We start from the raw sequence: 18,258 nt of genomic DNA on the forward strand, positions 1-18,258 counted from the left end.
TTCCAAGAATTCCAAGAATTCCAAGAATTCCAAGAATTACGCTCAGCTCAAAAAATCATAGTTAAAATTTAGCAAACTCAGGACCCGATTGCTAAAATTTTATAAAATTTATATAAAAACCTTGACATCCCACCACTCAATGTTGTATAATACTGGCAATCTTACCGAAAGAGTGCTAAAAGTGAAAACGAATAAACGTGATATGATCCTGGAATCCATCATTTCCGCCTATCTCGATAGCAACACCCCGATCGGATCTTCCGAGCTGGGTGAGCGTATGGGCGTAGCGATGTCAGCGTCTAGTATCCGAATTTATTTTAAGCGCTTAAGCGACGAGGGGGCTTTGACGCAGCTTCATGTAAGCGGTGGTAGAATTCCGACGGTTGCGACGATGCAGGATTACTGGCGCGCTAGACTTAGCTTCGACGATGAGTTAAAAATAGACGATGCTCGCGAGCTAGAAGCGGTGCTTGAGGATTTTGAAATTTACTGTATGATTTTCAACGCCGAAAACGAAGCCCTAAGCGAAGTCATCAATCACGATGATCGCTTCATAATCCTTGCATTTAGAAAAGACGAGATTATCTTAAAATACGATTTTAGAGTTTTTAAATTCCTATCAAATTTAATAGGAATTTCACTCGGAGATTTGGAGCTAGCTTCGATGCAGATCGGTCTACGCGAGCTTAGCACCAAAATTAAAGAGCTAAAAAATTCTAAAATCGAATTTCTTTGTAACGAGGTCGTGGCGTATAAAATTTTCAAAGACGAGCGGTTTAAAATTTTACTTAACCCCTCGATCGCCGTAAATTTTACTAAAAATTTGATCTTCGCGCCCTACTTCGAGCACGGATTTATGGGGATCAAACGCCCCGTGAAATTCGAAGGCGAGGACGCTACGATGATCTGCGCAGGCAGCGTTTACGAGAATTACGAGAAATTTTTTAACTACGCTAAAGGAGTAGCATGAGCCATAAATTTAAAGAGCACGGCGATAAAAACGCAGCGTGCAATAGTGAAGAAAAAGAGGTTTGCGAGCAGTGCGCGTCAGAGGCTAGCGAGCCGCAAGAGGCGCAGACATGCGACGATACCGATGCGCAGATACAAAAGCTTCAAAACGAGCTAAGTGAGATCACCGATAAATTTTACCGCGCCAATGCGGATTTTGAAAATCTCAAAAAACGTTTGGAAAAGGAAAAAGATAGCGCTGTTGCTTACGCTAGCGAGAGCTTTGCAAAAGATCTACTGCCGATAATCGACGCGCTTGAGGAGGCCGCCAAAATTGATGTGGAAGGTAATGAGCTTGCAGATAAAATCGAAGTCGGCGTAAAACAATGTCTAAGCCTTTTTACAAAGACTTTTGAAAAATACGGTATCGTTCCGATAGCGACGGATGCGGGATTCGATCCTAGCGTGCATAACGCCATCTCGATGATTGAAGCCGAAGGCGCTAAAAAAGGCGATATCGTTCAAGTATATCAAAAAGGCTATATGTATAAGCAGCGCGTTTTGCGCGCCGCTATGGTAGTAGTGGCGAAATAATCGTCCAAATTTTAAAATTTTAAATTCAACACAAAGGATAACAAATGGCAAAAGTCATAGGCATCGACCTAGGAACAACAAACTCGTGCGTAAGCATATTCGAGCGCGGCGAGAGCAAGATCATACCGAACAAAGAGGGCAAAAACACCACTCCGTCGGTAGTCGCTTTCACCGACAAAGGCGAGGTTTTAGTAGGCGACAGCGCCAAGCGCCAAGCAGTAACTAACCCGGAAAAGACGATCTACTCGATCAAGCGAATCATGGGTCTTATGATGAATGAGAAAAACGCGCAGGAGGCTAAAAAGCGCCTGCCGTATAAGATCATCGACCGAAACGGCGCGTGCGCGGTAGAGATCGCGGGCAAGGTCTATACGCCGCAAGAAATTTCAGCTAAGGTGCTAATCAAGCTAAAAGAGGATGCTGAGGCGTTTTTGGGCGAGCCGGTTGTCGATGCGGTCATAACCGTGCCTGCGTATTTCAACGACAGCCAAAGAAAGGCGACGAAAGAAGCAGGAACAATCGCGGGCCTAAACGTGCTTCGTATCATCAACGAGCCGACCGCGGCGGCACTTGCGTATGGACTGGATAAAAAAGAATCTGAAAAGATCGTCGTTTACGATCTAGGCGGTGGTACGTTCGACGTAACTGTGCTAGAAACTGGCGATAGCGTTGTAGAAGTTTTAGCTACCGGCGGTAATGCATTTTTGGGCGGCGATGATTTCGATAACAAGCTGATCGACTTTTTAACCTCGGAATTTCAATCTGAAACAGGCATCGACTTGCGCGGCGATGTAATGGCTATGCAACGCCTAAAAGAGGCTGCGGAAAACGCCAAAAAAGAGCTAAGCAGTGCGATGGAAACGACGGTAAATTTACCTTTCATTACCGCTGACGCTACGGGTCCTAAACACCTGATGAAAACCATCACTAGAGCTAAATTTGAAAGTATGATCGATTCTTTGGTAGATGAGACCATAAGCACTCTCAAAAAGGTCGTAAGCGATGCAGGGCTAAGCATGAACGATATAAAAGAGGTCGTCATGGTGGGCGGCTCGACGCGTGTGCCTTTAGTGCAAGAGGAGGTCAAAAAGGCTTTCGGCAAGGAGCTAAATAAGAGCGTAAACCCTGACGAAGTCGTAGCGATCGGTGCAGCGATCCAAGGCGCGGTCATCAAAGGCGACGTAAAAGACGTGCTACTGCTCGACGTCACTCCGCTAAGCCTCGGCATCGAAACCCTGGGTGGCGTGATGACCAAGATCATCGAAAAGGGAACTACGATACCTACGAAAAAATCTCAAACCTTCTCGACAGCAGAGGATAATCAAAGCGCCGTTACGATCAACGTCTTGCAGGGCGAGCGCGAGTTCGCGAAGGACAATAAATCGCTAGGAAATTTCAATCTTGAAGGTATCATGCCCGCTCCTCGCGGCGTACCGCAGATCGAGGTGGAATTTAACATCGACGCGAACGGAATTTTAACCGTTTCGGCAAAAGACAAAGCCACCGGCAAGGCAACCGACATCCGCATCACCGGCTCAAGCGGTTTAAGCGATGCCGAGATCGATAAGATGGTAAAGGACGCCGAGCTTCACAAAGAGGAAGACAACAAGCGCAAAGAGACCGTCGAAGCGCGCAACCAAGCCGACAGCATCGCACATCAAACCGAAAAGAGCCTAAGCGAGATGGGCGAGAAGGTGCCGGGCGATCTACGTGCTAAGATCGAGGGCGCGCTAAATGATCTAAAAGCCGTGCTAAAGGATGAAAACGCGAGCAAGGAAACGATAAACTCTAAAGTAGAAGCCCTAAGCAAGGTCGCCGAGGATCTATACAAGGCTGCCAGCGCAAATCAGGGCGCGCAAGGCGGATCGCAAAGCTCCGGCTCAAACGGCGGTAAAAAAGACGACGATGTCATCGACGCCGAAGTCGAATAGCTCGCTAACGCAAAGTGAAATTTTATAGCCGCGCGCTCGGTAATTTTGCTAGAGCTTGAAAGGCAATTTTATCAGCGCGTGACAAAGCAGGCTTTGTAACCGCGCATAAAATTTCATAGCTTCACACGCTCGGGCGTTTTTCATACGCCCGAGCTTAACCGCAACTTCAAATTAAATTCCCAACAAACTAAAATTTAGAGCCACACGTAAATACTACTAAATTTTACGCTGTATAAATATCGCTAGACATTAAAACATATCCGAACGCGATCGAAATTTCCCCGCACCGATCTCAAATATAGCTGTAATTTTAAGCCTATCACCTACAAACAAAGCTGCGATAAATTTAAACGCATGGCTAGAAAGTAAAAAATGTATCGCAAAAAGACGCAGAAAAACGCCTGCTAAATTTAAAGGCGCGCAGATTGATTTATGAAAAAGCGAAGGCCCAAAGACGGCGATTCGCCTTTGGGCTTCAAATTTAGCCTTATTTAGCTAGAGCTAATTCTTGCGAGTATTCGCATCAGGGGTGAAAAGCGGCTTATTTAACAGCTTGAAATCGCCTACGAACTTCTGCCCCTTCTCGCTAGTGATCCATTTAATGAAGCGCTGCGCATTTTCGTAGTCGGCTTTTGGGCAGTGCTTTGGATTGACCGCGATTACGGAGTAAAAATTCTTCAGATCGTTATCGCCTTCGTTGATGATAACCATATCGGGATTGCCCTTTTTATTATCCTCGTATTTGATGTAAGTGCCGCGATCGGTGAAGGTCACGCCTTTTTGCTCGGCGGCTGCGTTAATCGTAGCGATCATGCCTTGACCGGTTTGGTTATACCACGCCTCATTTTCAGGCACGGCGCCCTCAACCTTTTTCCAAATACCTTTCTCTTTGTTATCGGTGCCCGATTTATCGCCGCGAGAGAAAAATTTAATCTTCTCCGCCTTGATTAGCTCAAACGAGCCCTTAAGATCCTTGCCTTTAAATTTAGGCGCGATGGATTTATCGGCGATGAGGATAAAATCATTATACATAACGGGCGTGCGGTCAACGCCGAAGCCTTTTTCTACGAATTCTTTCTCGACTTTCGGCGAATGCACGAAAAGTATGTCCGCATCGCAGTTCTCGCCAAGCTTTAGAGCAGCACCCGTACCTACCGCCGTCCATTTGATATCGACGCCGGTTTCCGCCTTATACGCAGGATAGATCGCGTCTAGCAAGCCCGTATTATCGGTGCTCGTTGTGGTTGCCATTACCAAATCGTTATCGGCGGCAAAAAGGCTCGCACTAAGAGCGAGCGAAACAAAAAATATTTTTTTCATGTTATCTCCTTTAAAAAATATGCTATTATAGCATATAAATTTGCCAGAATAGAACATTTAGGACACAATCTTGGACTTTATTTTAGAAGGAATTTTAAGCGCATTCGGACTGCTTTTTAGCGGCGATGCGGAGACCTTTTCGGCGATTAAAGCGACGCTTTATACTTCGAGCATCTCGATACTTTTTGCGATTTTAATCGGCTTTCCGATAGGATTTATCCTCGGATTTTATGAATTTCGCGCTCGCAGAACGCTTAGGCTTTTAAGCGACGTAGCGCTTGCGATGCCCACGGTGGCGATAGGACTGATCCTTTACGCTTTCATCTCCAGAAACGGCCCCCTGGGCGAGCTTGGGCTACTTTTTACGCTTAAAGCCGTGATGCTCGGGCAGTTTGTGCTGGCGCTTCCCATCATCGTCTCGCTAAGCGCCAGCGTCATCGAAAATATGGACAAAAAACACTATCTAAACATTATGAACTACCGCCTAAGCCCGCTAAATTTAATCCTTTGCGTGCTTTACGAGCTGCGCTATGCCCTGCTAGTCGTCATCGCTACCGCTTACGGGCGGATCGTCGCCGAGGTAGGCGTAGCGATGATGATCGGTGGCAATATCAAATATTTCACCCGCACGATCACCACGGCGATCTCGCTTGAGACCAACAAGGGCGAGTTTGCGATGGGTATAGCGCTCGCGCTGGTGCTGATTTTAATAGCGTTTGCGGTAAATTTAGCCATCCACGCGCTAAAAAGGCTAGATCGATGAATACAGATAAGCAAACGTGCCCGAGCGAAAATTTCACGGATAAAAACCGAGCGGAGCGGGAATGCGAAAATTTTATGAGCGAAAATTTCAAGGGCACAAATTCTATAGGAGAGAATTCTACGAGCGCAAATTCTGCCGCCAATAATTCTGCGAGTGAAAATTCTACGAATGAAAATTTCGTGAATGAAAATTTCGCGACCGAGAATTTCGCAAGTGAGAATTCCGCAGCGCGATCTGTACCCAATAGTGAGCTGATCTCGGTTCGGGATCTAGTGCTGCGCTACGGACGGAGCGAAATTTTAAATATCCCTAGCCTCGATCTAAATACGAGCGGCATCACGGCGCTTTTGGGTTCCAACGGCAGCGGCAAATCCACGCTACTGCGGATTTTATCCTTTTTGCAGCGTCCGAGCGGCGGCAGCGTGGAGCTTTGGGGGCAGCAGGCGCCCTCTTTGCAGACGTTGCGGCAGACCTGCTTGCTGCTGCCCGAGCCCGTGCTTTTAAAACGCAGCGTGGAGCAAAATTTTAAATTTGCGCTCAAAAGTCGCGGCGCACTTGCAGAATTTGACGAGCGAGTGGATGAGGCGCTCGGCCTAACGGGGCTTGATAGGAGTTTTTTATCAAAGAAGCATTTCGAGCTTAGCTCGGGGCAGACGCAGCGCATCGCGTTTGCGCTCGCTCTGGCGCAGCGCGCGAAGCTCTATCTGCTCGACGAGCCGACCAACAGCCTCGATCTTGCCGCCTCCAAGCTCTTTGCGCGCGCGATTTTATTTATGCGAAGTCGCTACGGCTGCGGCTTTATCATCGCCAGCCACGATGAGAAATGGCTCAGCGCGATCGCGCAAAGAAGCGTATTTCTGCATCGCGGCAAGATATGCGAGTTTGAATACAAAAACATCTTTGACGTGCAAAACGGAGTTTTAAAATTTTCGGATGAAATTTCGCTGCGCCTTGAAGATGGGCTCGCACGCGCCCGCAAAATCGCGATAAATCCGAGTAAAATTTTATTATCTCAAAGCCCGTTTGAGCGCTGCTTCGCGGGGATTTTGCACTCGGTTTCGCTTCAGTACGGCTCCTCGCTACTCATCAAGATCAAGGCGGGCGACGTGCTGCTAAAATGCGTCACGGCGCAGGATGAGCAGCGCTGGAGCGCGGGCGAGAGGGTCTATTTCGGATTTGAAGACGGCGCGTTTTTAGGGCTGGAGTAATTCTGCGCGAAGTGCGGATAAACTTTATTTTGCTTTTAGAATTTTATTCGCGCGACACTAATATTATTTTCAAATTTTTACTGCGAACCATCTATCGCGGCGTACCCTGCGAAACAGAGCATAAAAATTTGCGCCTTTAAATTTTGAAATTTACAAGCATGCCTTTACCGAGCAGCACAGCGTGAAATTTTAAAATTCCATTGCTAAGAAATTTTAAAGCTTAGCCGCGAATACAGCTAACGGGATTTTGAAATTCCACAATTTCTAGGCGCGGAATTTAAAATTCTAAATTTTAACTCCGCGGAATTTGCCCGCAAATTTACGAACGAAATTATATGTTCCTCCGAGGAACACGCCGTTTGCCTACAGTGCAAAAGCGGAACGATAGTAAGAATTCTATGGCGTAAAACTCGCGTAAAATTCTAAAGAGACGGCATGGAATTTCGATAAATTTTAAAAACGGTGCGGGATTTTATAAAATTTCACGAGCTTAAAAAGCGGCAAAGCCCTAACCTCACGCCGCTTAAATTTTCCCGCCGAACATCTCATACATCGCCTTTTCCTCGCCCCAAAGCTCGCGGTGCTTTTTGATGCAGGATTTTATCGCGCCTACTAGATAGAGCACGTCTTGCTCGGTGTGCGTGTAGTGCAGGCTCGCGCGCACGAAGCCGGGCTTGGCTTCTGGCATGCGCCCCTCCTTGATACCCAGCAGATCGTGAGCGTACGGCCCCGCGCACATCACGCCCGCGCGCGTCTGGATACCGAAGTCGTTGCTAAGGCTCGCGGCAAAATCATACGCCGAGACGCCGCGCACGTTAAAGGAAAATATCGGCAGCCGCGGCGCGTCCTTTGGAGCGTAGTTTATGATCTCGTCAATACCTGCTAGCTCGCTCTCAAAAAGCCGCGCGAGCTCGTCCTCGGCGCTTTTTATTTGCTCGAAGCCCACCTCGTTTCGCAGCGCATAAGCCAAATTTGCCCGCATAAGCCCGATGATAGGCGGCGTACCGCCCTCCTCTAGCTGCTCGGGATTTTTCAAAAACACGTGCCCTTCGCGGCTAGCGTAGGCGACCGTCCCGCCTGCGGCAAAGGTCGGCACATCGCTGTTAAGCAGCTCCTTTTTGATCGCCAAAAGCCCGCAGCTAGCAGGTCCACCGAGTAACTTATGCGGCGAGAGGAAAATCGCGTCGAAGTAATCGCAGTCTAAATTTGCGTGCGCGCTCAGCGCCGCGCAGTCAAAGGCCACGATCCCGCCCACCGCTCTGATTAGCTCGCTGATTTTTTTGTAGTCGCTGACGACGCCCGTGACGTTTGAGGCGGCGCTAAACGAGCCGATGATGCGGCGTCCCGCATTTAGCTTTAGGATGCGCTCAAGCGCAATCAGATCGATCTCGCCCGATTCGCTAAGAGGTACGCGCAAGTAGTCGCAAAGCCCCTCGCGAAAGCTAAGCTCGTTTGAATGGTGTTCGTATGGCGAAACGAGCACGAGCGGAAGCTGCGCGGCGCGTAGATTTGCCTCGCCGATCGCGCTTCTGGTCGCAGGCGGCAGGTAGATGCCGAGCAGCTCCTGAAATTTCTTGATAGCGGCCGTCGCGCCCTGCCCGCAGGCGATGAGACAAAACCGCTCGTCAAGCCCAAGTAGCTTTTTTAGGCGCTCTCGCGCGCCCTCGTAGCGCCGCTGCGTGATGATGGCGCTGGAGCTGCTGTCGGAGTGGGTGTTGGCGTAAGTTTTGAGAGTCTCCGCTATCTCGCGCTCTACGGGCTCGTAAGCAAGTCCCGAAGCCGCGAAATCAAAATAGTGCACGCCCGGTTTTAGGATGATATTTTTTCGAATTTCGTCTAAGCTTAGCATTTGCGGCCTTTAAAAATTTAAGTGGTTAATTATAGTAAAATTTGGATTAATTTAAGGCTTTACGGCCTGGCAGGAAGGAATTTTAATGAGAATTTAGAAAAGCTTTGCCCACTATATCACTTAATTTCTGATGCTATATAGTTTTACTCCTTCAAATTTATTGATTACTATCTAGTTTTTTAGCTGCTTCTTGTCTTAGAATTTCGGCATAATCTTTTATATCTATCTTCTCGCCGTTATGTAGAATTTTCACTTTCGCTTCCTCTAACATTTCCTCAAAATTTAAATATTTAAAAAATGTCTCAATATCGAATGCCTCAGTACTATTTTTATCTTTTAGGCTGCTTTTTTGCAAAATCTCTTCATCGCTTAGCCCATTGCCGCAAAGAGCTTTATATCTATCTATTTTCATATTATAGAAATTTAATATTTTAATATCCGGTTCTAGCTTGGTACATTTTTTATCATTTGGCATATAGCCGAAAAATTTTATAAAATCTTTTTCTTTCCAGTATCTATCGGTTCCTTTTTCCCTCTCTTCGTTATGTTTTACCGACCATCTACCCCGAAGAGCCCAATCATATGATTCTAAAATCTTTTCTCCATAGCAGTAATCATTCATATGGTTTATGTAAGACTCCTTCTCTTTTATAGACATGGCTGTATTATTCAGACAATTGTTGCGGGCTACAATAAAGTCATCTTTATCAGGCAAGCCATCTATATTATGTTTTATTAATAATTTTAATTTATCTTTATACATCATATCCCGCGGAAGAAAAGTATAAATAGATCTTTTAAATATTTCTTTTCGCTGAAATGGAATGCTGCTATTACTTAAATAATACAAAGGACCTTCATATGCTTTCGGTTTCATACCTTTTTGTAGCATCATATCGGCAATTTCTATTAAATTACTATATATTGCATAGTTTAATGGATAAACAGGATCTTTTGAGTGATCGTGATTGATTAGACACTCAGCACGTAATTTTATATCTATATTGTTGCCAACTATGATTTCGGTGTCGTCAGAATATCTAGGGCAAACTATATAGCCCTGCACCATTTTGACTTCTTCAAATTTAACCCCGTTGTCTAAAAGCAGTCTTACCGCTTTAGTAGCATTATTTTCTATAGCATAAGCCATAGCGGATAGCTTGTATTCGTCTTTTTTGTGTATATCCGCACCTAGTTTTATAAGCTCTTGGGTAGTATTTGTATCATCCCAAAAGCTAGAATACATCACGGGCGTTACCCCTCCGTGCATAGTATGATCGACGGATAGATTATTATCTTTCATAAATTTTAAAATTTCATCAGTTTGCTTGCTTTTTAAAAGCTTTTTTAGTTCTACGTCTATAGCGGGCTCTTTAAATACGTTTTTTGGATTTGAATTGTAATCTATATCCCAGTAGCGAAACGCAAAACTTTCAACTTCTTCTTGAGTTACGTATTTGCTAAGACCGGGCACTTTTGAGACATTTGTATCGGCAGTGACGGTAAAATGAGTTTGTTTGCGCTCCGTAAGACCCGATCTTTCGCCTAGCAGATACAGCGCGCATGCGACTACCACGCAGATAGCGTAAATAAACCGAAGCTTGAAGCTTTTCAAATCATCCCCTTAGAATTTTGCTCGCGACTATACCCAATGAGTACTTAATAAAATATAAATACTATATAGGCGAAATAGGCAAAGCTAGCTTAGAAATGCGGTTAAGCCGGGTTTGAATGATGAAATCTTTCGAGTAGATTTAGCAAACGAATGTCCTCATAGACCATATTTGCGTAGCTGTGTCTTCTATTTGCACGCTATGCTAGGCTCCATATCCGAAGCTCGTTCGCCGTAAATTTACCGCAACATCTTTGCGTAGACTCTTCTTAAAAGCACAGACCACCAAAAATTATCGTCGTGCTAATGAGCGGCAAGCCGCTACCGCATCACAAAGAGCCGCTATTTTCGGATTTGTTCTCAAGCTGCTCGCGCGGCTATGAAGTGCGCTTTGCGGCTATTTGCCGATAAAATTTTTCTGCAGCCACTCCATCGCTTTTTCTTCGCTTTCAAATCTGCCGCTTTTGGCGACTTGAAACTGCCCCTCATAGAAGCGAATTCTGATACCGTCTTGGACGCTATCTACCTTAATGCGCGTAATCCTGTCTTTATTTAGATAGGTTCGTTCGTTTAGCTTTACAAACATTGTTTCTCCTTTAAATTTAATGGTTTTTATCTTTCGCTTTACTTGCGTCTTTCTCGCCCTCTTTCTTCAAAAACAGCTCCTTAAAGCGCTCGTTTGCGTAGTTTTCTATATCGCTTTGCAGCTGCTTATACGCGGCGATCAGCTCATAGGCGCGTGCATTTAGCGTCGTACCCGCGGCATTGCCGCCGCCTTGCTTGGTACTAAAGAGCTCCTCTTGCAAATTTTTTTGTAAAATTTGCAGATGACTCCAGCACTTTTTATAGTTCATCCCCAAAACCTCGGCGGCCTTAGAGATGGAGCCCGTTTGAGCGATCACGTCCAGCACTTCGGTTTTGCCCTTGCCGAAAATGAGCTCGCCCTGCGCATTTTCGATCCAAGTTTTTGTTTTTACCCTCATTCTTTTGCCTTTCTTCTCCTTAAAGCAGCCCAGCTGACAATATTTCACGTCTATGGCGTGCTCCTTAAGCGTAGAGCGCACGGTATCAAACCCTACTCCGCCGCTAGCTGCGGCGCGGGCGTCGCGGCAAAAAATCCGCCTTTTCTCATCCAAAAATGGATTTAGCTTCTGCAGAGCCTTTATGCTGCCTCCGCTACATTGCAGCTTGCCGAACTGTCCGAGTTCGCAGCGATCTATCCGTATCCCTTCGCGTGCCGCGAGATCTCCTACGACGCTCGCGTCCACGCCTAATTTAGCGGCGATCTTAAATGCCGCGCCGCAATCAAGCTTGCCGCCTGGATTTAGTAAATTTAAAATCAGCCTTTTGATCTCGCTTGCTTTTTTATCGTCTATCTTGATATCTATCTCCATGCCGCCCTCTTAATTCAAAATTCTCTCTTCGCCGCTATAGACGTTTAAATTTTCGCCGCGCGCGAAGCCGCAAAGGGTAAGATCAAATTTACGCGCGATCACGACGCCGAGACTCGTAGGAGCCGTACGCGAAACAAGCGCGCTAACGCCGCTCATCACGGCTTTGGCGACCATTTCGGAGCTTAGCCTACCGCTTACTAAAAGAAGCGAGCCCTGCGTATCGCGCCCCGCCAAAACCGCCTTGCCGACCGATTTATCGATGGTATTGTGCTGGGCGATATCCTCGCCGATAAAATACTCGCCGCCCGCGGTAAAGAGCTTTGCGGTATGCACGCAACCCGTCATCTCATAAAGCTCGCACTGCGTGTAAAACTCGCTCATCAAATTTAAAATTTCATTCTTATGAAACTTAGCGTCCGAGCGGACTTTGCGCGCCGCCATCGCTGCAGGATCGATATTTGCGGTAGAGCTGCGCCCGCAGCCGCTGATGATGACCTTTTCGGCATCGAAGCTATTTAGTCGCTTTTCGTTTATCTCGCCGCAGACATTCACGCTAAGTCCGTCAGGCGCGAGCTCGATGCTTTTTATACCGCTTGGATCCGAGATCAAATTTTCGCTCAGCAAATATCCTACCGCAAGCTCCTTTAAATCGCTCGGAGTCGCCATTAGCGCGCCGAAACGCTTGTCGTTTAGTAAAATTTCAAGCTTGATCTCGCGAACCAAGATATCGCTTACGATCCTTCTTTCATCCCCTTTAAATTTAACTATCTCCGCCCTATAAATCGGCTCCATAGACCTTCCTTATTTTAATTTCGCCCGTATCGTAGTGAAATTTTGCTTAAATAGCCTTAATTCGCCGAAGTAAAGCCGTAGTACTGAAGCAGCGTGCGCAAATTTAAATTGCTCGCATTTTTGAATTTAAAAAATCGCGTGGAAAATTCCACGAGCCGCTTGCAAATTGCAAGCGACCTTGAAGCGCCCGCAAAGATGAAATCTAATCAAATTTAGCCGCAGCCGCGATTAAATTTCATCCTCGCAAAGCGGGCGGAGTTTACCGCCCAAACTACCTATGCACTGGCGATAGATAAGGTTTCTCGGAGTGCATCGACATCTCATTTTGTCTTCTGAACTCAATAAACTCGCTCTCGCTAAGCTTTCTGATATTTGCGATCGTCATCTTTAGCGGTGGGATGCCAGATAGCGGATCCAGATCGCCTGCATGCACGAGCTCGTTGCCGTCGGCCTCGCTGTAATGGAAGGTCGTAAATATCGTACCCTCTTTCAGATCCGGATTTATGCGAAGCTTCGCAGCGATCTGACCGCGCTTATTTTTGACGAGCGCGTAGCAGCCTTCGGTAAGCTCGCGTTCGCGTGCGATGTCGGGGCTTACCTCGATGAGCGCGCCTTCTGCGCCCGCGCCGTACTCTAGCGCGCGACACTCTCTCGTCATCGTGCCGGTATGGTAGTGATAAACCTTACGCCCAGTCGTAAATAAGCATGGATAAATTTCATCCGGAATCTCGCTAAGCGCACCGCTTCCCACCGGATAATCATCCGGGATTTTCATCTTGGCTCTGAAATCCGCCTCAGCTTTAGCGCGCTCCTCTTTATCATCCACGTAAAGCACCGGCACCATTCTAAATTTACCATCAGGCAGCATCGATTTATGATCTGCGTAAAGAACCGGTGTGCCCGGATGATCTTCATCAGGACATGGCCAGCTTATGCCGCCTAGCTTATCTAACCTATAGTAGCTAATACCGCCGAAAAATTTAGGCATTAACGCACGCACTTCGTTCCAAATTTCTTCTGCGCTTAAAAAATCAAACCCTTCAAGTCTCATTCTTTGTGCGATATTGCAAACGACCTTCCAATCAGGCTCTACGCCAGGAGCCGGCTCGCTTGCCTTGCGCGTGCGCTGAACGCGGCGGGAAGTGTTTAAAAAGGTGCCGTCCTTCTCACCCCAGCCCGCCGCAGGTAGTACGACGTCGGCCTTCTGTGCGCTCTCGGTAAAGAAAAGATCCTGCACGATAAAGCAATCCAGATGGTGCGTTGCGTGCACGAAGTGTTCCGTCCAAGGATCGCTCATTACGGGGTTTTCACCGTAAACATAAAGCAGCTTCAGCTCGCCGCTATCCATCTTATCGGGTGCGACCGTAAGCTTAAAGCCCGGAGTCGGATTTAGCTCGAAGTGCCATACTCTGCGCGCCTGCTCCTGGGCATAAGCGGAATTTACTGCACCTGCCGGGATGACGTTAGGTAGCGCGCCCATATCGCATGCGCCCTGGACGTTGTTTTGACCGCGCAAAGGATTTACGCCTGCGCCTCGTTTGCCTAAATTCCCCGTCAAAATGGCTAAATTTGAAAGCGAAAATACGTTTGATGTGCCGTCGCTAAACTGCGTGATACCCATCGTGTAGCAGATCGCCGCTGCGCCTGCTTTAGCATACATTCTAGCAGCTTCGATTACGAGTTCTTTTTTCACGCCGGTCTCGCGCTCGAATCGCTCAGGCGTAAAGTCCTTGACCGCTTCTTTTAGATACTCGTAACCGTGAGCGTAGTTTTTTATAAACTCGTCATCTTGCAAATTTTCGGCAATGATAACATTCATAATGGTATTTAGCGTCTTAATGTTCGCGCCCACTGGGATTTGCAGATAGATATCGGCTTTTTTCGCCATATCTGTGCGCTTCGGATCTACTACGATCATCTTGGCGCCGCGCTGAAGCCCGCGCTGCATCTGCATAGCGATGATCGGGTGACACTCGCTCGTGTTGGTGCCGATGAGTAAAAATACGTCCGTATCGGTAGCGAATTCTACCAAATCGTTCGTCATCGTTCCGTTTCCTAGCGTATTGGCAAGACCTGCCACTGTAGGAGCGTGTCAAAGACGGGCGCAGTGATCGACGTTGTTGCTACCCTGAGCTCGGAAAAATTTCTGAAAAACGTAGTTGTCTTCGTTATTTGAGCGCGCAGAGCTAAAACCCATTATTGAGCTTGGACCATATTTGGCGACGGTCTCTTTAAATTTAGTCGCTACAAAATCATAAGCCTCTTCAAAGCTTACCTCCTCAAGCTTGCCACTTCTATCAAATACTCCGTTTTTCTTACGGATCATAGGTTTGGCAAGGCGTTTTGGAGAGTTTACAAACTCCCAGCCAAACATCCCTTTTAAGCATAGCTCGCCGTCATTTACGTGGTGAGCCTGCGTAGGGCGTGCGTTTACGATCCTGCCGTCTTTTACGATAAGATCGATACCACAGCCGGTGCCGCAGTAAGGACAAGTCGTTTTGACAATCTTTTCTCTGGATTGCATAATATTCCTTTCAAGAATTTTGGTTTGCACGGCTATTATACTTTCTAGATTATAAAAGAATTTTTAAATTAGTGAATTTTTTTAAGCAAAATTTAAGCAATATGCAAATATCGCATATTAAATTGAATAGATAAATTTTATGCTTTTGCCTCGACAAAGACGGTATTTGCGCGTAAAATTTATCGCTTATCGCAAAAGACGCTTTTTAAGCTAAGTTTTATAATTTTAACAGAATTTTGAAATTCTATTACGCTCTGTTTTATTTCAAAGCACAATTAAATTTTGATGAAATTTTAATGCTAATTTATCGGTATATTATATTAATTTAATTAAATGAAAATCTATATTAAAATTTATCAAAAACTCGCTGTCCTGATAAAATTTAAGCCACTAAATTTAAAATTTATAAAATTATTATTTTATATCTGAAATTCATGCAGAAAAAACCTTGATTTTAATCTAGACTAAGCCGTTTTTTTATGCTATTATCCAAAACATTAATAGAAATTTACATTCTATAACGAAAGGTTAATCTCATGGATAGACGAGACTTTATAAAAAGCTCTGCAGCAGCGGCTGCCTGTAGCGTTGCGGGCATCAGCTTGCCTAGCAGTCTTAGTGCTGCGGACGAAGCTGAAAAAGGCTGGCGCTGGGACAAGGCGGCCTGTCGCTTCTGCGGCACCGGCTGTGGCATCATGGTAGCCACCAAAGAGGGTAAGATCGTAGCGGTCAAAGGCGATCCGCTAGCCCCAGTAAATCGCGGTCTAAACTGCATCAAAGGCTACTTCAACGCCAAGATCATGTACGGCGCCGATCGCATTACCAAGCCTCTTTTGCGCGTAAATTCCAAGGGCGAATTCGACAAAAAGGGAAAATTTATCGAGATAAGCTGGCAAAGAGCGTTCGACGAAATGGAGAAGCATTTCAGACGCGCCTATAACGAAGGCGGTCCTGAGGGCTTTGCTGTACTTGGCAGCGGTCAATACACGATCCCCGAGGGCTATGCCGCAGCAAAGCTAGTAAAGGCGGGCTTTCGCTCCAATAATCTCGATCCTAATGCTCGCCAGTGCATGGCTAGTGCGGTCGTAGGCTTTATGCAAACCTTCGGCATCGACGAGCCTGCGGGCGTTTTCGACGATATCGAACTAACTGATACCATCATCGCCTGGGGCGCGAATATGGCTGAGATGCACCCGATTCTTTGGTCTCGCGTCTCCGACCACAAGCTTCGCAACCCGGACCGCGTAAAAGTTATAAATCTCTCGACCTACTCTAGCCGCACTTCAAACATCGCCGATATCGAAATTATATTCCGTCCGAATACCGATCTTGCGATATGGAACTACATAGCAAGGGAGATCGTCTACAACCATCCGGATATGATAGATGAGAAATTTATTAAAGAGCACTGCGTATTCGCTACCGGTCCAGTAGATATCGGCTACGGCTTGCGAGAAGATATAAATCATAAAAAATACCGCAAGACCGAACTTGATACCGCGGCTAAGCAAAAATCCAAAATTTTAAGCAAATCCGAGGGCATTACCTTAGCATATCTTGGTATGAAAGAGGGCGACGTACTCGAAAACAAACACTCTAACAAATCGGACGCTCACTGGCTCATAAGCTTCGAAGAATTTAAAAAAGCACTGGAGCCTTACACGCTAGATTTCGTAGCGCCTTTGGCCAAGGGTGACGAAAGTGAGGATTTAGAGGCATTCAAAACCAAACTTAAGCAGTTGGCAGATTATTACATAGAAAAAGATCGCAAAGTAGTAAGCTTTTGGACGATGGGCTTTAATCAGCACTCAAGAGGAACTTGGGTCAATGAGCAAAGCTACATGGTGCATTTCCTTCTTGGCAAGCAAGCCAAGCCCGGCTGCGGAGCGTTTTCGCTTACCGGTCAGCCTAGCGCTTGCGGCACGGCTAGAGAGGTGGGCACGTTTTCTCACCGCCTACCTGCTGATATGGTCGTGGCAAATCCTGCGCACAGAAAGGTTTCCGAAAAAATTTGGAAGCTCCCCGAGGGTACGATAAATCCAAAACCGGGCGCACATTATGTACAGGCTCTGCGCAATCTCGAAGACGGCAAGATAAAATGGCTATGGGTGCAGGTAAATAACCCATGGCAGCAGATCGCCAACGCAAATCACTGGATCGCAGCGGCGCGCGAGATGGACAACTTCATCGTAGTAAGCGAGCCATATCCGGGACTAAGCGCGAAAGTAGCCGATCTAATCCTGCCAACCGCAATGATCTATGAAAAATGGGGCGCATACGGCAATGCCGAGCGTAGAACGCAGTGGTGGAGACAGCAGGTCCTTCCTGTGGGCGACGCGATGAGCGATACGTGGCAGATGCTAGAGTTTTCCAAGCGCTTCAAACTCAAGGATTTTTGGGGCGAGGTTAAAGTAAATGATAAGCTTACGCTTCCAAACGTTTTAGATAAAATTTCAGAATTCGGCTATACGCCAGAGACTACGCTATTTGATGTACTTTTTGCAAACAAAGACGCTCAGGCTTTCGCTGCAAAAGATCCGATTATGGCAAGCTTCGATAACTCCGAAGTAAACGGCGACTCACGCGGCGTAATCGGCAGCGACGGTAAAGAATTTAAAGGCTATGGCTTTTTCGTCCAAAAATATCTCTGGGAAGAATACCGTAAATTTGGCACCGGTCACGGACACGACCTAGCCGATTTCGATACATATCACCGAGTGCGCGGTCTTAGATGGCCGGTCGTAGACGGCAAAGAAACACTTTGGCGCTTTAACGCTCAATACGATCCTTATGCTAAAAAAGCGGCTCCGGATAGCGACTTTGCCTTCTATGGCAACGCCAAAGCGGCGCTTCCTAGCGGCGATCTAAAATCCGCTACTTCTGGCGGAGAAAAAACAAGCCTTGCCAATAAAGCTAAAATTTTCTTCCGTCCATATATGGATCCTGTAGAAGTGCCAAGCGAGGAATATCCTTTCTGGCTATGTACGGGTCGCGTGCTGGAGCACTGGCATACGGGCACTATGACTATGCGCGTGCCGGAGCTTTATCGCGCTGTACCGGAAGCAAGATGCTATATGAACGAAGCCGACGGCGCCAAAATCGGCGTACAACAAAACGAAATCGTCTGGATCGAGTCGCGCCGCGGCAAAGTCAAAGCGCGCGTGGACTTCCACGGACGTAACGTTCCGCCGAAAGGGCTTATTTTTGTGCCGTTTTTTGACGAGAAGGTTTATATCAACCGCGTCACGCTCGATCATACCTGTCCGCTTTCAAAAGAGACCGACTACAAAAAATGCGCGGTTAAAATTTACAAGGCGTAAATT

13 protein-coding genes are annotated in these 18,258 nt (G+C 46.6%); 6 read left to right on the plus strand and 7 right to left on the minus strand.

Annotation, left to right across the window (positions count from 1 at the left end):
- The first annotated feature begins 181 nt into the window (after nt 1-181).
- Genes QZ176_RS07785 through dnaK form a run of 3 tightly spaced genes read left to right on the plus strand, consistent with a single transcriptional unit; the run spans nt 182 to nt 3,473 of the window.
- Nucleotides 182-970 (plus strand): HrcA family transcriptional regulator, encoded by a 789-nt coding sequence (locus tag QZ176_RS07785; RefSeq protein ID WP_295152565.1) that lies wholly within the window; start codon nt 182-184, stop codon nt 968-970.
- On the plus strand, nt 967-1,542 hold the full coding sequence (locus tag QZ176_RS07790; protein ID WP_295152567.1) for a nucleotide exchange factor GrpE: 576 nt from the start codon (nt 967-969) through the stop codon (nt 1,540-1,542). Before QZ176_RS07785 ends, QZ176_RS07790 begins: the two co-directional genes overlap by 4 nt.
- A gap of 44 nt (nt 1,543-1,586) precedes the next feature.
- A complete protein-coding gene (gene dnaK / locus QZ176_RS07795; protein WP_295152569.1) occupies nt 1,587-3,473 on the plus strand; it encodes a molecular chaperone DnaK in 1,887 nt (628 codons plus the stop codon).
- Nucleotides 3,474-3,974: 501 nt separating this feature from the next.
- Here dnaK and tupA read toward each other — a convergent pair.
- A complete protein-coding gene (gene tupA, locus QZ176_RS07800) occupies nt 3,975-4,793 on the minus strand; it encodes a tungstate ABC transporter substrate-binding protein TupA (protein ID WP_291937738.1) in 819 nt (272 codons plus the stop codon).
- Between the two features lie 70 nt (nt 4,794-4,863).
- Here tupA and tupB point away from each other — a divergent pair, with 70 nt between their 5' ends.
- Both tupB and tupC read left to right on the plus strand, forming a co-directional pair.
- The gene (gene tupB / locus QZ176_RS07805; protein WP_295152571.1) at nt 4,864-5,556 is read left to right on the plus strand and encodes a tungstate ABC transporter permease TupB; all 693 of its coding nucleotides are present in this window, start codon (nt 4,864-4,866) and stop codon (nt 5,554-5,556) included.
- Nucleotides 5,553-6,764, plus strand: a complete 1,212-nt coding sequence (gene tupC, locus QZ176_RS07810; RefSeq protein WP_295152573.1) for a tungstate ABC transporter ATP-binding protein TupC — start codon at nt 5,553-5,555, stop codon at nt 6,762-6,764. Before tupB ends, tupC begins: the two co-directional genes overlap by 4 nt.
- Nucleotides 6,765-7,287: 523 nt before the next feature.
- Here tupC and QZ176_RS07815 read toward each other — a convergent pair.
- From QZ176_RS07815 to QZ176_RS07840, 6 genes are all read right to left on the minus strand, one after another.
- The gene (locus QZ176_RS07815; protein ID WP_295152574.1) at nt 7,288-8,613 is read right to left on the minus strand and encodes an aminotransferase class V-fold PLP-dependent enzyme; all 1,326 of its coding nucleotides are present in this window, start codon (nt 8,611-8,613) and stop codon (nt 7,288-7,290) included.
- A 157-nt stretch (nt 8,614-8,770) separates the two neighbouring features.
- Nucleotides 8,771-10,228 carry an ankyrin repeat domain-containing protein gene (locus tag QZ176_RS07820; protein WP_295152576.1) on the minus strand — a complete coding sequence of 486 codons (1,458 nt, stop codon included), beginning with the start codon at nt 10,226-10,228 and terminating at the stop codon, nt 8,771-8,773.
- 394 nt (nt 10,229-10,622) lie between these two features.
- Nucleotides 10,623-10,811, minus strand: coding sequence for a sodium-dependent tyrosine transporter (locus QZ176_RS07825; RefSeq protein WP_177388229.1), 189 nt, complete (start codon nt 10,809-10,811; stop codon nt 10,623-10,625).
- Nucleotides 10,812-10,827: 16 nt separating this feature from the next.
- Nucleotides 10,828-11,619, minus strand: coding sequence for a LysR family transcriptional regulator (locus tag QZ176_RS07830; RefSeq protein ID WP_295152578.1), 792 nt, complete (start codon nt 11,617-11,619; stop codon nt 10,828-10,830).
- Between the two features lie 9 nt (nt 11,620-11,628).
- On the minus strand, nt 11,629-12,411 hold the full coding sequence (fdhD, locus tag QZ176_RS07835) for a formate dehydrogenase accessory sulfurtransferase FdhD (protein WP_295152580.1): 783 nt from the start codon (nt 12,409-12,411) through the stop codon (nt 11,629-11,631).
- A 271-nt stretch (nt 12,412-12,682) separates the two neighbouring features.
- A complete protein-coding gene (locus QZ176_RS07840) occupies nt 12,683-14,935 on the minus strand; it encodes a molybdopterin-dependent oxidoreductase (protein WP_295152582.1) in 2,253 nt (750 codons plus the stop codon).
- A gap of 536 nt (nt 14,936-15,471) precedes the next feature.
- Here QZ176_RS07840 and napA point away from each other — a divergent pair.
- Nucleotides 15,472-18,255, plus strand: a complete 2,784-nt coding sequence (gene napA / locus QZ176_RS07845) for a nitrate reductase catalytic subunit NapA (protein WP_295152584.1) — start codon at nt 15,472-15,474, stop codon at nt 18,253-18,255.
- Nucleotides 18,256-18,258 lie beyond the last annotated feature (3 nt).

Source organism: uncultured Campylobacter sp. (genome assembly GCF_905373215.1).
Taxonomy (GTDB): domain Bacteria; phylum Campylobacterota; class Campylobacteria; order Campylobacterales; family Campylobacteraceae; genus Campylobacter_B.